The 14644-nt window shown below is 40.7% G+C and carries 15 protein-coding genes; 4 read left to right on the plus strand and 11 right to left on the minus strand.

Annotation, left to right across the window (positions count from 1 at the left end):
- Window positions 1-29 precede the first annotated feature (29 nt).
- Complete coding sequence (locus tag ACKXGF_RS11905; protein ID WP_411953932.1) at window positions 30-935, plus strand: LysR family transcriptional regulator; 906 nt, start codon at window positions 30-32, stop codon at window positions 933-935.
- On the opposite strand, the gene ACKXGF_RS11910 is transcribed toward ACKXGF_RS11905, so the two are convergent.
- From ACKXGF_RS11910 to ACKXGF_RS11930, 5 genes are all read right to left on the minus strand, one after another.
- Window positions 936-1781, minus strand: a complete 846-nt coding sequence (locus tag ACKXGF_RS11910; protein ID WP_411953933.1) for a fumarylacetoacetate hydrolase family protein — start codon at window positions 1779-1781, stop codon at window positions 936-938.
- 294 nt (window positions 1782-2075) lie between these two features.
- The gene (locus ACKXGF_RS11915; protein ID WP_411953934.1) at window positions 2076-2954 is read right to left on the minus strand and encodes a DUF1028 domain-containing protein; all 879 of its coding nucleotides are present in this window, start codon (window positions 2952-2954) and stop codon (window positions 2076-2078) included.
- Window positions 2951-4408, minus strand: a complete 1458-nt coding sequence (gene panF, locus ACKXGF_RS11920; RefSeq protein ID WP_411953935.1) for a sodium/pantothenate symporter — start codon at window positions 4406-4408, stop codon at window positions 2951-2953. The genes ACKXGF_RS11915 and panF overlap by 4 nt, the downstream gene beginning before the upstream one ends.
- Window positions 4405-4677: a YhdT family protein gene (locus tag ACKXGF_RS11925; protein WP_411953936.1), complete on the minus strand. Its 273-nt coding sequence runs from the start codon at window positions 4675-4677 to the stop codon at window positions 4405-4407. Before ACKXGF_RS11925 ends, panF begins: the two co-directional genes overlap by 4 nt.
- A 222-nt stretch (window positions 4678-4899) precedes the next feature.
- Complete coding sequence (locus ACKXGF_RS11930) at window positions 4900-5832, minus strand: nucleoside hydrolase (RefSeq protein ID WP_411953937.1); 933 nt, start codon at window positions 5830-5832, stop codon at window positions 4900-4902.
- A gap of 114 nt (window positions 5833-5946) precedes the next feature.
- On the opposite strand from ACKXGF_RS11930, the gene ACKXGF_RS11935 reads away from it, so the two are divergent.
- Window positions 5947-6150 carry a zinc ribbon domain-containing protein gene (locus ACKXGF_RS11935; protein ID WP_411953938.1) on the plus strand — a complete coding sequence of 68 codons (204 nt, stop codon included), beginning with the start codon at window positions 5947-5949 and terminating at the stop codon, window positions 6148-6150.
- A 222-nt stretch (window positions 6151-6372) separates the two neighbouring features.
- Window positions 6373-7734, plus strand: a complete 1362-nt coding sequence (locus tag ACKXGF_RS11940) for a hypothetical protein (protein WP_411953939.1) — start codon at window positions 6373-6375, stop codon at window positions 7732-7734.
- Window positions 7735-8090: 356 nt separating this feature from the next.
- Here the strand turns inward: ACKXGF_RS11940 and ACKXGF_RS11945 are convergent, their stop codons facing one another.
- The 4 genes from ACKXGF_RS11945 to murQ all read right to left on the minus strand — a co-directional run bounded on the left by ACKXGF_RS11945 (window position 8091) and on the right by murQ (window position 12361).
- The gene (locus ACKXGF_RS11945; RefSeq protein WP_167262564.1) at window positions 8091-8933 is read right to left on the minus strand and encodes an ABC transporter permease subunit; all 843 of its coding nucleotides are present in this window, start codon (window positions 8931-8933) and stop codon (window positions 8091-8093) included.
- 13 nt (window positions 8934-8946) lie between these two features.
- The gene (locus tag ACKXGF_RS11950) at window positions 8947-9840 is read right to left on the minus strand and encodes a carbohydrate ABC transporter permease (RefSeq protein ID WP_411953940.1); all 894 of its coding nucleotides are present in this window, start codon (window positions 9838-9840) and stop codon (window positions 8947-8949) included.
- A gap of 140 nt (window positions 9841-9980) precedes the next feature.
- Window positions 9981-11339: an ABC transporter substrate-binding protein gene (locus tag ACKXGF_RS11955; protein WP_411955586.1), complete on the minus strand. Its 1359-nt coding sequence runs from the start codon at window positions 11337-11339 to the stop codon at window positions 9981-9983.
- Between the two features lie 119 nt (window positions 11340-11458).
- Window positions 11459-12361 (minus strand): N-acetylmuramic acid 6-phosphate etherase, encoded by a 903-nt coding sequence (gene murQ / locus ACKXGF_RS11960; protein WP_411953941.1) that lies wholly within the window; start codon window positions 12359-12361, stop codon window positions 11459-11461.
- Window positions 12362-12608: 247 nt separating this feature from the next.
- Here murQ and ACKXGF_RS11965 point away from each other — a divergent pair, with 247 nt between their 5' ends.
- Window positions 12609-13433 carry a helix-turn-helix domain-containing protein gene (locus tag ACKXGF_RS11965; protein WP_411953942.1) on the plus strand — a complete coding sequence of 275 codons (825 nt, stop codon included), beginning with the start codon at window positions 12609-12611 and terminating at the stop codon, window positions 13431-13433.
- On the opposite strand, the gene ACKXGF_RS11970 is transcribed toward ACKXGF_RS11965, so the two are convergent.
- Window positions 13428-14291 (minus strand): SIS domain-containing protein, encoded by an 864-nt coding sequence (locus tag ACKXGF_RS11970; protein WP_167262560.1) that lies wholly within the window; start codon window positions 14289-14291, stop codon window positions 13428-13430. The genes ACKXGF_RS11965 and ACKXGF_RS11970 overlap by 6 nt on opposite strands.
- Window positions 14292-14318: 27 nt before the next feature.
- Window positions 14319-14525, minus strand: coding sequence for a hypothetical protein (locus ACKXGF_RS11975; RefSeq protein WP_411953943.1), 207 nt, complete (start codon window positions 14523-14525; stop codon window positions 14319-14321).
- Window positions 14526-14644 lie beyond the last annotated feature (119 nt).

The raw sequence follows: 14644 nt of genomic DNA on the forward strand, positions 1-14644 counted from the left end.
AGATAAAGCGCTTACAAAGGTTGATAGATATGGAGTTACGACAACTAAAATATTTTATACAAGTGGCCGAATTAGAACATGTAAGTGAAGCTGCAGCGGAATTACATGTCGCCCAATCAGCAGTGAGTCGACAAGTGGCGAACTTAGAAGAAGAGCTTGGTGTTGATCTTTTTATTCGTGGCGGTCGGAAAATTCGATTAACCCCTGTTGGAGAAGTTTTCCTTGAACGAATTAAGTTAGCGATGACAGAGATTGAAAATGCGGAACGTGACGTGCGCGAGTTTTTAAACCCTGAATCAGGTACGATTCGTCTCGGTTTTCCGACCAGCTTAGCGGCTAAAACTTTGCCGAAAGTGATTGCGGCCTTTCGAAAAGAACATCCGCAAATTGGCTTTCAACTTCAACAAGGGACAGTCCATGAGTTAATCGAAGCCGTAAAAGTTGGACAAATTGATTTAGCGTTCACATCTCCTGTGCCACTCAATCATGCTGAAGTAAAAGGGGATATCTTTTTCACGGAAAATATTCAGGCGGTTTTACCAAAGACGCATCCTTTCGCAAATTATGAGCATTTGCGATTAGATCAATTACGACACGAACCGTTTGTGTTGTTTCGCCAAGGCTATATTATGAGAGATTTAGTGGTGAATGCGTGTCGGCAAGTTGGCTTTGAGCCTCGAGCTGCATTTGAAGGTGAGGATATCGATACGATTAAAGGTCTCGTGGCTGCTGGATTAGGAGTTAGTTTGCTCCCAGAAATTTCACTACAAGAACGTCGGAACCAAGACACGGTGATCTTAAATATAGTTGAACCCAATATGACCCGCACTATTGGTATGGTGCGACCTAAACACCGTGAAGTCGCACCATCTGAGCAAGTTTTCTATGATTTTCTCATTAATTATTATCAAAAACTCAACCAATTCGGATGGTAGTTACACAATTGAATTGACGAGTTGACCAATCTGTTCAACCTCAATTCTTACTGAATCACCTGGATTTAAAAATTTCGGAGGATTAAATCCTTTCCCTACACCACTCGGCGTCCCCGTGGCAATCACATCACCTGGCTCTAGTGACATCCCATCTGATAAAGTTGCAATTAAATGGCGCACATCGAAGATCATTTGTGATGTGTGCCCATCTTGGCGTAATTCATCATTAACATAAGTTTGCAATGCAAGGTTATGAGCATCATCTATTTCATCAGGCGTTACAATTGATGGACCAAACGGCGCAAATGTATCGAGCGATTTACCACGGAAAAATTGTTGATGTTTCTTTTGCAAATCACGGGCGGTGATATCATTTAACAACGTATAACCAAACACATAATCTAACGCGTCAGCTTCTGTAATATTTTTACCTTGCTTTCCAATAACCACGGCTAATTCGCCTTCATAATCTAATTGCGACGTTGTTTGCTGATGTGCATCGACAGGAGTATTTGGCCCTATAACCGCACCTGGTGATTTGGTGAAAATGACGGGGTGATCAGGAATTTGCGAAACATCCTGATTAGTCACTTCTAATGCATGTTCACGGTAGTTTTTACCAATACACATGATGTTTTTCTTTGGACGGAACGGTGCAAGCAAAGTCACATCATGACGTGAGATATGTTGATTAATTTCTTCATTAATATTGAGCTCATCATAATTTTCGATGACAGCATCTAGTGTCGGAAAAATGCTTAATAACTTTTCAGAATAATAGATGCCGTCATCCGCTTCAATTCCCCATAAATATTGTTGATTGTATTCAAAACTTACAAAACGCATCACATTTCCTCCAAACGTCAAGTATCTTAGTCTTAGTGTAGCATGATTAACTTCCAATCTGTTAATCATAACGTCTTTTTTATACGAAACTTCACGATCTTCTTCAGCATCCACCAAAATCTGATTTTATATTTGGGAAATCGACTTATTTCCCGGGCAATAATTTTGTGAAGTTGATGATATTTTGCAAAACTCGATGGAAAATGACACTTCCTCGTTGGTAAGACACCAATACTCGATGGAAAAGATCCATACAAAAACCTGCACACCTAATATTTAGGCGTGCAGGTTCATTTATTTCTCTAACATTAAATACTGGTACAACTTATAATCAATTTTACCTTCAGGTTGTTTGCGTTCTTCAAAGTTTTCATTATGAATGTAACTTGCAAGGGCATCATAAAAAGTTCGGTCCGTGACATCTGTTGCGTCGTGTAAATAATTTAACTGGGTAAGACGACGAACGATTTGTTCGCGTAAATCATCATCAATGTCGACAATATCTTCTTCATTGGTACGAGTGAAATACAATTGATGTAAGCGGAAAATACGTTCCAATTCTTTAATCGGCGTGACATGGTCATCGACACGGACATCGACCATACGGTCATTATAGCCGCCATAACCACCTTTTTCTTTCACAACAAATAATGCTGCTGATTGTTTGCCACGACTGTCACCGCCAGCATTTTGACCTTCTTTCAATGCATGTAGCAATCGTTCAGCTAATGGTTCGCCTGCCTTTTCTTCAAAGCCACGCCCCATTGCAGTAACGGTCTCTTCACTTACCAAAATATTGCCTTGTGCGCTATAATTATCGCCGGTTTTGCCACCAGCCCAATCGTAGCAGCCGTCACCCGTAAACGTTGCGACACCACCATTTGCATCAATAATCGCGGCTTGGCGCATCGCTTGATCAGGATCTTTAGATGTTAATTCATCGAGAGCTTCCTGCGCTGACTTCCCTTCTTTTAACAAAGCCAATCCTTCTGGGCCATATGCTGTGTTAGCCATCGATTGCGTAGCGATAGCACCTACTCCTGCTTCAGCCCATGGGACCACAGCACCGACACCTAAAAATTTTGACTGAACGGCGATGCCGAGCTCTCCTGTTTCAGGATCGCGACCGACAATTGAAAATGTTGCGACGAGATCATTTGGAACCTTTGTCATGATAATGCCTCCTCAAAATAATACGGTTTTTGTTTGAACAATAAACTAACACCTACAAAAGCTATACAAGACAACACGACAGGTATGGTTACCGCGTGAACGCCTAATAAGTCACCATACGTTGCGTTGTACTGATAAATCGCTATATATGAAACAATACCAACTAACATAGAAGCAATCGCACCATGTTTATTCGCGTATTTCCAATAAAGTCCGAAAATAATCGGCCAAATGAATGCTGCTTCCAAGCCACCAAAAGCAAATAAGTTCAAATAGATCAGTAGATCAGGTGGATTAATCGATAATAAGAAAACGATAATGCCTAAGAAAGCCGTGAATCCGATACTGACCTTTTTAACATGACTCCTTGACGCTTGTGGCCGGAAGTAATTGATGTAGACATCTTTTACAACCGATGAACTTACGAGCAATAATAAAGAATCAACTGTCGACATCATTGCAGCTAGTGGTGCAGCCAACACGATTCCAGCAACCCAAGGTGGAAGTGTTTCGAGTGCAATCATGGGAATCACTTGGTCCGCGACTTCAATACCCGGTAAAACTGGACGCGCGTAAACACCGATTAAGTGCATATTAAGCATAATTACCCCGACAACGACTGTCCCGATCATCAATGCACGGTGCATCGACCGAGCATCACGATACGACATCGCCCGAACGGCTACTTGCGGAAGCCCAACGACACCAACACCAACTAAAATCCAAAACGACGTTACATAGGCGGCGTTTAACTGACCATCATGCCCAAATGGCGTGACTAAATTAGGATTAATCGTCGTCAGATCATTCATGATACTCGGAATACCGCCACCTGCCATGACAACAGCAATCAATAAAATAAATGTACCGACGAACATGATAATCCCTTGTGTAGCATCTGTTACAGCAACCGCACGGAATCCACCAATGATAACGTAAACTAAAACGGCTACTGCGAATAAAAAGAGTGCGCCTAAATACGACAAGCCTGTAATCGACTGAATTAAATGCGCGCCACCGATCCACTGAGCAGCCATCGCCGAAAATAAAAAGATCACAATACTAAGAGCTGAAATAATGACGACGGTTGAGCTCTGATAACGCGTTTTTAAGAAATCAATCAGCGTAACCGATTGAAAACGTCGTGTGACGATGGCGAATTTTTTGCCCAAAACAAGCAAAATAAAGTACCCAGTCGCCACTTGGGTCATCGCAAGAAGCACCCAACCTAAACCAATCGTGTAGGCAGCACCTGGTCCACCAAGAAAACTAGAAGCACTACCATAAGTCGCTGCCATCGTCATCGCGAGTACCAAGCCACCAAGTTCGCGACTACCAAGGAAATAATCGCTGATAAAAGACGATGATTGATTAAGTTTTCGATTCGACCAAATGCCAATCATAAAAATGACGGCTAATAATAATAAGAGCGGAATCAGGACTTGCCAGTTCATAAATCATCCCGCCCTTCCTCGTCAAACGGCATATCTTTAAGCACAAATTTAACGACGAGATAAACAAGACTAATCATGACAACTAGCCCAACGATACAACTCCAAAAAAACCATGCCGGAAATCCTAGTATGTATGTGTACTCTTCAGGTGGCTTTGAACCAAGTGTATAAGCAAAGCCGTACCACCAGATGATATTAAAGGCCGCTAACGCCACACCAATGAGTGCTTCACGGTGCGCTATGCGAAAACGCCAATCCCCCTTCGGCACACAACCATCCCCCTTCTATTTCTTTACGCTAATCATATTGTATAACAAAGTAAATTATAAGAAAATTCATTCGGTTGATTTTTTGCATGTTTTGTCTATTTATTAAATAACTTCACGTATTAATGAAATAATTCGGTACAATTATTTCATTAATTCGACCAACAATCTCAAATTTAATAGCAGAAAGGAAAACGAGCCGCTTAAAACGGCTCGTTCGATCGACTAGCTATAGGATTTTAGCGCATCTTCTAGTAAGTTCCAGAAACGATTTTGATCTAATCCTTGTGCAAATTTTACGTTCGGCTTTTCACCTGTTACACCTAATAGATCGACGCATGTCATACCATACGCAAATTCACCTTTGGTTTCGATATCAACTCGAACATCGACTGTATCGAAAATCGATGGATCAATTAAGTAAGCAACTGTACACGCATCATGGATCGGCGCGCCATCGAAGCCAAATACATCTTTATAGGTTTGCTTGAAGAATCGCAACAACTCAACGACAAACTCAGATACGTTATTGCCGACTTTTGAAAAACGGTCGATTGTTGCATCCGTCGCCTGAGCTTGGTGAGTCACATCGAGCCCAAACATCGCAATCGGAACACCACTTTCATACACCACTTTTGCCGCTTCAGCATCGACCCAGATATTAAATTCGGCTGCCGGCGTCCAATTACCGAACGTGCCGCCACCCATTAAGACAATCTCTTGAATCTTCGGCACGATCTTGGGCTCTTTGACCATAGCCATCGCGATATTCGTCAGTGGCCCGGTCGGCACAAGTGTGATATCACCATTTGATTCAAGCACTTTTTCGATGATCAAATCAACCGCATGCTGGTCGTGCACTGGTGTTTTTGGAACATCAGGTAAATTTGGGCCGTCTAAGCCTGAATCCCCATGAATCGATTCCGCGATTTGTGTTTCTCTAACCATCGGACGATTAGAGCCTTCTGCAACCGCCACATCTAAACCAATAATATCGCAGACACGACGGGCATTTAACGCTGTTTTATCCACTTCAACGTTGCCTGCTACTGCTGTTACGGCTTCAATTTCAATATTCTCGTTTGCATTGGCCAAAATCATTGAAATCGCATCATCATGGCCCGGATCACAGTCTAAGATTACTTTTCGTTTTGTCATGGTTGTCTCCTCCTAAGTCCATTCCCTTTTCCTTTATCTAGTTTACTAGTAAACGGTTTCAAAAGATAGAATATTGCTTTAAAATAAAATTATCACAATTAAGGAGTGGTGAAAATGGAAAATGGTTGCCTTAAATGCGGAAGCCGAGATGCAGACAGCAAAACAGTTTCAATGACAGGAGGCGCCCTTTCAAAAGTTTTTGATGTTCAAAGCAATAAGTTTGAAGTCGTTTTCTGTAAGAATTGTGGCTACTCCGAGTTTTATAACAAGAAAGCATCTGCTGCCGGTAACGTCTTTGACTTCTTTTTCGGCAGTTAAATCACTTGTCAGCGTTCATAGCGCTGACTTTTTTTATGTCGAATAGATGCGAATCTCGCCTACTTCCGCTAAAATAGTCAGTAGTGAGCACTTAAAGTTTTTAAATAATTGCTCGAATTTATTAAATAAATTGAACGACTTATGAAATAACCCTATAAAATAATCAAATAAAATAAGGAATTTATTAGATTACTTCAAAAGCTTTCAGAAAGGAGCAGCATGATGAATCGAACCATAATCCGCCCACTCTCAACCTTATTAATGGGGTCTACCTATTTATTATCCGAATTTGTCCAAGCTGATTGGGTTAATATTCTCGTCAGCTTATTTGCACTAACGACCATCATTACATACATGCCCTATTTAAAACGGATTCCTTTCATCTTAATAAGCGCGTTACTAGGTTCAGCCTTTCTAATTTTTATATTTGGCGACGGTTTATGGGAGATGTTTCTCGGCTTAAATACTAACGTCTCTGTTTTAGCGATTTTCATTTTTGTCCCGTTATTATCCATCCCGATTAAACGGGGACGTTACTTAGAATATTTAGAAACCGTGTTCAATCACTACATTAAAACAACTGGCCAGCTGTATTCCTTTGTCAAAATAGCACTCATGGGCGTTGGATCAGTCATGAATCTAGGAACGGTTCCGATTATGTATCAGTTGACTGACACGGCGTCGTATCAACCTTATCGAATGATTCGTGCCCGAGCACTTGGACGCGGTTTCGCGATGGCTTTCATGTGGTCACCGTACTTCATTTCTGTTGCTTTAATTTTATCTTATTTTGACGTTAGTTGGATTCAAATTTTCCCAATTGGATTATCCATGGCAATCATTGGTATTTTTCTTGGTGTTTTATTTGAACGAAAACATTCCATGCCAATTGAAATCAATCAATCGACTACAGACGAAACAATCTCAGTTAAAGAAGCAAAAAGAAAATTAATAGAATTGCTCGTCATCATCCTTTGTCTGACGGCATTAATCATGACGATTGAATATATGGTTGATCTATCCGTTTTAACCATCATCCCGCTCATTGCGATCGTCATGTCTGTCGGTTGGGGGCTCGTCTATGAACGTCCTCGCGACTTAATCAAAAGTTACGGCCAATTTACGCAAGAACGCCTCCCAGCAATGGGCAATGAGCTGTCATTATTTATTGCAGCGGGTGCATTCGGTGCGGCTATTTTAAGCGCAGGAGCTAGTGAATGGATTATTGATTTTATTAATTTCTTCGGTATTTCGCATATCTTAGTGCTGATTCCTGTTCTGCTGATCATTGTTAATGTTTTATCATTTATTGGTGTGCATCCGATTATTACGATGACAGCGTTAGCCATTACACTTAGTGCTTCACCGATTTTTGCTGATGATCATTTACTTTTAAGCTTTGGATTGCTAGCCAATTGGATGGTGTCAGTGATTGGTTCACCATTCTCTGGGCTCAACTTACTGTTATCTGGCTTAGCTAACAGCAATCCAGTCGCAGTCGGGCCGCGCAGCAACCTGCTTTTTGCTTTAACACTGTGGTTCGTCTGCTACTTAACCATTTGTGTATTGTATTTTGTTTTATAAAATAAATAAGCATCACGATTGGCCGCTCATGGACTGACTTCATAAAGCTTGGCTGGCGTACGATTGCCGATGATTCATTTGTATCACTTGGTACTGTGCTCGGCTCAACGTTGATTACCAAAGTTGTCTTAAGAATGCAAGGGATTATCTAAATAAACCCCGCCTACTCAATTCCAAATGAGTTAGACGGGGTCTTTTTATCAGTAATCAAAATTTAATAGATACGGCGCTTTTTGGTGATGATACGGCGAAATATTGATGTGATACAGCGAAATTTCTCTTTATACGGCGCTTTTTAGTTTTCATACAGCGAAAAAGCTGTGTGATACGGCGATATTATCTCTCATGCTTAACTTTTAACCCTTAATCGCACCTTCTGTCATACCTTTTGTAATTCGACGTTGGAAAATCGAATATAAAATGATGACTGGAAGAATCGCAAAGACGAGACTGGCAAATAGTACGCCCCATGCGTTCGTATACTGCGCTTCATTACTGATGAAGTCAATTGCCAAGGCAAGTGTATACTTCTCGCTTGATTGCAGGAAGATTAGGGCCATAAAGTATTCGTTCCAAAACTGAATCGCGTTCATAATCGTGACCGTAATGATCCCTGACATCGTTAATGGCGTCACGATCTTCCACAAGATTCCGTACGGGGACATGCCATCAATCGAAGCTGATTCTTCGAGAGATTTCGGGATGGTGCCCATGAAACTTGTTAAGACGAAAATAGTAAATGGAAGTTGTGACATCGCATAAACGACTGACAATCCAATAATACTATCAAGCATGTTAAACTGCGCTAATAGGAAGAATAATGGGATCCAACCTAATACCATTGGAATCATCATCGCTGAAATATACAATGTAAAAAGCATCTGACTGCCTTTAAAGCGAATTCTTTCTAATGCATAAGCTGTCGGGACAGCTAAGACGAGACATAACGCGGCACCGAGTGCTGTAACGAGGAAACTATTGAATATACTCGTATCAATATTATACTCTGTCCAAGCTGTGACGAAATTACTGAAACTAAACTCCTCAGGAAAGCCCCAGGGATTCGCATAAATCTCTGCGTTACTTTTAAACGCCCCTAAGAACATCCAAAATATCGGATATAAGACGGCCAATGACCATAAGATCAAGGGCAAACGGATTCCACTTCGTACTAGTTTTTCACCAACGGTACGTTTCACGATTGTCTCCCCCCTAGTACTCTACTCTTTCTTTTCTTAATAGTAACTGTAATAGAACAACGGTAATCAGTGATAGAACGAGAATCATAACACCAATGGTTGCCCCGTAACCGAAGTTATACTGCGTGAAGGCTTGTTGGTATAAATATGAACCCATCACGTGTGTGGAGTTGTTTGGTCCACCGCCAGTCATAACCTGTACAATGATAAATGACCCGTTTAATGTGGTGATCACAATATATAAGATTGATATTTTTATTTGTGGCCAAATCAACGGTAAAGTTACTTTCCAAAATTGTTGCCATTCATTAGCCCCATCAATCTTGGCCGCTTCATAATAGCTCTTCGATATGTTAGAAATACCGCCCATAAGCAGTAACATAAATAAGCCAATTCCTGCCCAAATCGAAGGAAGTACTAAACTCGGCAACGCCCATGTTTCACTACCGAGCCATGGCCTGGTCCATTCTTCTAAACCAATCACCTCTAAACCAGAGTTCACTAACCCTAAACTCGGGTTATAAATGAACATCCATAGAATACCGATTACTACGACTGACATGATATTCGGGAAGAAGAAGACAATGCGATAAAACGGCGCTTCTTTAATCTTCAATTGGGTTAAGGCAACGGCAATAAACAATGCCATAATCATAATCCCAATGACTTTGGTTGCGACTAGAAAATAGTCATGCCAAATCGTTGCAGGAATGACCTCATCATTAAATAATTCAATGTAGTTATCAAAACCTACGAATTCACGAGTATTTGATGCTCCTGACCATTCAAAGAAAGAATAATATAAGCCACTAAATAACGGATATAATGTAAAAATGCTAAACATAATAAAGGTCGGAACTAGACAAAACGCTAGAAATAAGTATTTTTGTTTTTTCGTTTGAACCATGCTTATCACTCTTTTCTTCAGTTTATGTTGTTATGTTTAAAGAAGATTGACGACGTCACCATCTCCAGGTTGAAAAGAGCCTGATCTTCGTTATGTAGAAATTGTATGGAATGTAGCGAGGCTACATTCCATACAATTTGTTATTCCTGTCCTTCTCGGTAATCAGCCGCTGCATCTTCAGCTTCTTGAATAAATTCTTCTGCTGTTATGTTACCGAGTAATAATGATACGAGCGAGTCACTGATTGGTGTTTCAAGGTCAGCACTCATTGGATGCGGTTTATAGAAGATCTCAACTTGCTCAGGATCGTTAATCATTTCGTTCGCTTGAATTAAATATTCAGGAACATTTTCATTATTCGCTAAGTCTACACCTTCTAAGTTCATAATCGCACCTGTATGCTCAGAGAATAACTGCGCATATTCGCGTGTAAAGACAAACTCAACAAATGCTTTAGCTGCTTCTGGATTATCAGCTTCCTCAGCAATTGCAAGTGGTCTTAAGTCTGGAACAATCGCCATTGGTTCATCTTCTGGGTTCATTGGAGATGGTATAAAACCATACTCTAGATCTTCTGGTTTGTCACCTTCCATCTCATTTGGTAACCAGAAACCAACTGGAATAAAGGCATTGTCACCAAGTAAGAAGTTCATTTGAGACTGCGTATGGTTAAGTGCACCTAAGCCAGAGTCAACATAACCTGCATCAACCATTTCTTGAACATTACTCATGACTTCTTTAGCTGCATCCGTTTCCCAAGCACCTTCTTTACCTTGGACGATATCAGCTAAAAGCTCATTACCACCATGTGCTGCAAAGGCAGGGTACAACATACCGCGCGAGAAGTAATATGGGTGTTGACCTGTCGTAACAAACGGTTCGATGTCTTCGTTTTCCTGAATTTCACCCATTGTGCTCATGAAACTATCAAAACCTTTAGGGACTTCATAACCGTTCTCTTCAAAACGGTTCATGTCATACCAAGTTCCCCATGCGTCGAAAACTAATGGTAAGCTGTAAAGTTCGCCGTCATATTTCGACGGTTCAGCTATAAAACTATCAACTAATGAAGAACCATCTTCAAGCTCAATCCCTTCAGCCCATTCAGTTAAGTTCATGAGCTGTTCGTCCTCAACCATTTGAGTTTCACTAGATCCTGCACCATCAATATATACGACATCAGGTGGATCGCCAGAAACCCAACGCGAACGCATTTCTTCGTTAATATTCGGGCCAGCGTGTTGTGTGACGCTAACATCTGGATATTCCTCTTCGAAGTCAGAAATTACTTCTTTCCACCAAGAATCACCATAACCACCAACGAAATATTGGATTTCTAATTCACCACTAATTTCGCCGTCAGATGACCCTTCGCTGCCACTGTCTTCGCTGCTGCTTTCATCACCCGAAGACTCCTCTTCATCTGAGGAACCATCATCTCCTACTGGTGCTTCATCTGGCGCACATGCGTACATGAGCATCGCTAGAAGCATCAGCATTAACACAAGTCCAAATTGCTTTTTCAACAATCCATTCACTTGGTTCTCCCCCTTGTGATTAATATTATTATTTGAAACGCATCTGAAATATTTATTTAAGATGCGACTTCATCCACTAATCATTGTTTCGCTAATTGAATAGCCTCTCGCACATAGCCATCACTTTCATCTAATGCTCGGTTAGCTGTTTCATAATCAACCTCGCCTTTTAACATGACAATGGCTGGCTTGACATGATTATTTGTTGTGGCCAATGTTTCTTCCGCTACTTCATAGGTGACTTCAGCAATATCCATAATGATCCGTTTCGCCCGGTCGCGTAATTTCACGTTATTCGCTTGCACGTCGACCATTAAGTTTTCATAAACTTTACCCAGTTTGACCATTGTTGTTGTACTAATCATGTTTAGAATCATTTTATGAGCTGTCGCCGCTTTCATTCTTGTCGAACCAGTTAACACTTCAGGTCCGACAACCACATCAATAGCTCGGTCTGTAATCTGGCCTATTTCTGAACCTTCATTACATGTGAGCGCTACTGTAAATGCACCTTGTTCTTTTGCATGTTTGACGGCACCAATCGGATAAGGTGTCCGGCCACTTGCTGTAATGCCTATGACGACATCTAAAGGGCCAAGATCTTTAACCGCAATGTCTTCTTTACCCTGACTCCCTTGATCTTCTGAGCCTTCTGACGCTTGGAAAAAAGCGTCGACTCCTCCAGCCATGATTGTTTGCACCATTTCAGGCGGTGTCATAAACGTCGGCTGGCATTCTGATGAGTCTAAGTAGCCTAAGCGACCACTCGTTCCAGCTCCTACATATATCAATCGACCTCCTCGCAACAATCGTTGGTAAACGGCTTCCACGACTTGGTCGATGATTGGTAATACATTTTCGATTGCTTGATGAATTTTAGCATCCTCTTGATGAATCGTTTTCAAAATGTCATATGTATTTTGCTGGTCAAGATTCATGCTATGAGGGTTTCGCTGTTCAGTTATTAATGACGATAATTCCATGTAGCCCATTCCCTTACCATTGTTTTAATAAAGCGCTTTCAGAGTTGTGACAATTGACTGAAAATTTATAATTATTATAACCTCATTAATTACTTGTGTCAATAAAGTCTTTTATTTTTGAAATATTATTTCAGATATATGAAAATAAAAGTTGTTGAATATCGACAAAATGGATTCAACAACACACTGTCACATGAATTTAGAATGCATGCTATAATAGACGCATTAACGATTTGGAGTGAGGTTTGTGCTAGAACGACTTAAGGTCATTTACCCTAATTTAACGAGTTTACAAGAAACAGATTCGGATTATGTGACTTTTTACATAAACGGTATTTTATACGGTATTCCTAACGAGGATATCAGCGATGAAGCTTATCAGTTGGTTAAAGCTTTAGCCGAAGAGGAACCGTATGACCATCACATTTGGCAACAATATTTCGAAAACGTGCGACCTGACCACCCATCATCACCAGATCATTTTCGGTTCATTGCCTTTAAACAAGTGGCTGATGCCTTGCCAGCTATTGAGGACGTTTTAAACAAAACTTTAATTATCTTATTCAACCAACAAGGTATCACCATTGCGCTCGAGTTATTAGGCAATGGCGAAGAACCGTTAGATTTCCATGACGTCATTGATGTCTTATCGAATGACTTGGACTTTAAAATGATGATCTTTCAATCTGATGTGCACGACAACCTTCAAGAAGGGCCGAATATCTATCAGTGGTTAAAACGCATAGTCCCTACCTTATTCCATGACAACAAACAAGTCGTATTGAAACAAAATGATGCCTTATTACCTTTTCTAACTGATTCATTAGATCGAACAGATCAACATTTTTTCAAACAAAGTATTTTACGAGATGCTATTGATGACGAGCCTCTTCTTGAAACAATTGAAGCGGTTATTGAGCATCAGCTTAATGTATCATCAGTTGCTAAAACGCATTACATGCATCGAAACACCGTACAAAAACGCATCGATAAGTTTAATGACTTAACTCATTTAGACATTAGAAAATTTGACGATGCGTTAAAAGCTTATATCGCCATTAAATATTTATAAGTCTCTTTTAATATACGAAATCGCTTCACGCGTTTCGTCGATGTATTGCACAGACTGCTCATATTGTTGCGCGGCTAAGCTCATAAATAACATATCAATGACATGTAGTTGCGCCATACGAGATGAGGTTGCTCCACTACGAAATGTCGCTTCGCGTGCGGCTGAAGTGTGCAGGTTAATATCCGCTTGATCAGCCACTTTTGACTTTCCATATTTCGTGACACTTATCGTCTGAATCCCTTTCTGACTAGCTAATCCGAGGACCTTAGCTACTTCTGCTGTCTCACCTGAGAACGATAAACCAACCACGACGTCGTGCTTGTCTTTGTTCGCGACCGTTGTTGCAGCCATATGTAAATCTGAAAATGAATGCACATGCTTATTAATCCTTACAAATTTCTGCGCGGCATCACTAGCGGCAATATATGACGCCCCAAAGCCTACAAATGTAATCGAATCCGCATTGATAATCGCTTGTACTGCACGCTCCAGTTCTTGTTTGTCTAAAACATCAACGGACTCCTTAATCGTTTGAATCGTATTAGCGGTTACGGTATCAATGACACTCGCGGTATCTTCATTCGGCTTAATGTCACGGTAATCCGTTGAGCCATTACCTTGCTGAAGATCACCTGCAACGCGTAATTTTAATTCTTGAAAACTTTTAAAACCAATTGATTTACACATACGAATCACAGCCGCACTACTTGTTTGACTAGCCTTACCTAATGATGCTGCTGTCATTTGAATCGCTTCTTCAGGATGCTGAATCATATAATCGGCAATTTTGCGTTCTGAATTAGGCAAAAAACCGACCATTTCCTTTAAAATCACCAAACCACCTTTTAATTCCGACACACGCCTCCATCCTTTCTTTTAACGAATTTAACACTGGTCTATTACGTTGTTGATATTGTGATCCGCTTTTGGTGCATGGTTTAGTTTCGCTGTAAGTGTAGAGATTTTCGCTGTATCAAGCGATGGTTTCGCTGAATATGAGCATGTTTTCGCTGTATCATGCGGAATTTTCGCTGTATCGAGCACCATTTTCGCTTTATAATGAGGAATTTTCGCTGTATCACAGCGGTTCACGAGACACGCGCTTTTCTCATAACAGCCCTGTCGACGCCTACCACATAAACTAAATTCCTAAGTTTCTTCGACTATTCTGCGCCGAGTACTCGCAAGCGCATGATTTACTTCGACATGAT

Origin of the sequence: Alkalibacillus sp. S2W (assembly GCF_046764385.1) — a bacterium.
Lineage (GTDB): Bacteria > Bacillota > Bacilli > Bacillales > Alkalibacillaceae > Alkalibacillus > Alkalibacillus almallahensis.

Bases quoted from the DNA above. Each gene is read 5' to 3' on its own strand.
- ACKXGF_RS11905 (WP_411953932.1), top strand. From the start codon at position 30: ATGGAGTTACGACAACTAAAATATTTTATACAAGTGGCCGAATTAGAA.
- panF (WP_411953935.1), bottom strand. From the start codon at position 4,408: ATGAACTGGCAAGTCCTGATTCCGCTCTTATTATTATTAGCCGTCATT.
- ACKXGF_RS11915 (WP_411953934.1), bottom strand. From the start codon at position 2,954: ATGACAAAGGTTCCAAATGATCTCGTCGCAACATTTTCAATTGTCGGT.
- ACKXGF_RS11910 (WP_411953933.1), bottom strand. From the start codon at position 1,781: ATGCGTTTTGTAAGTTTTGAATACAATCAACAATATTTATGGGGAATT.
- murQ (WP_411953941.1), bottom strand. From the start codon at position 12,361: ATGGAATTATCGTCATTAATAACTGAACAGCGAAACCCTCATAGCATG.
- ACKXGF_RS11930 (WP_411953937.1), bottom strand. From the start codon at position 5,832: ATGACAAAACGAAAAGTAATCTTAGACTGTGATCCGGGCCATGATGAT.
- ACKXGF_RS11940 (WP_411953939.1), top strand. From the start codon at position 6,373: ATGAATCGAACCATAATCCGCCCACTCTCAACCTTATTAATGGGGTCT.
- ACKXGF_RS11950 (WP_411953940.1), bottom strand. From the start codon at position 9,840: ATGGTTCAAACGAAAAAACAAAAATACTTATTTCTAGCGTTTTGTCTA.
- ACKXGF_RS11935 (WP_411953938.1), top strand. From the start codon at position 5,947: ATGGAAAATGGTTGCCTTAAATGCGGAAGCCGAGATGCAGACAGCAAA.
- ACKXGF_RS11955 (WP_411955586.1), bottom strand. From the start codon at position 11,339: ATGCTGATGCTTCTAGCGATGCTCATGTACGCATGTGCGCCAGATGAA.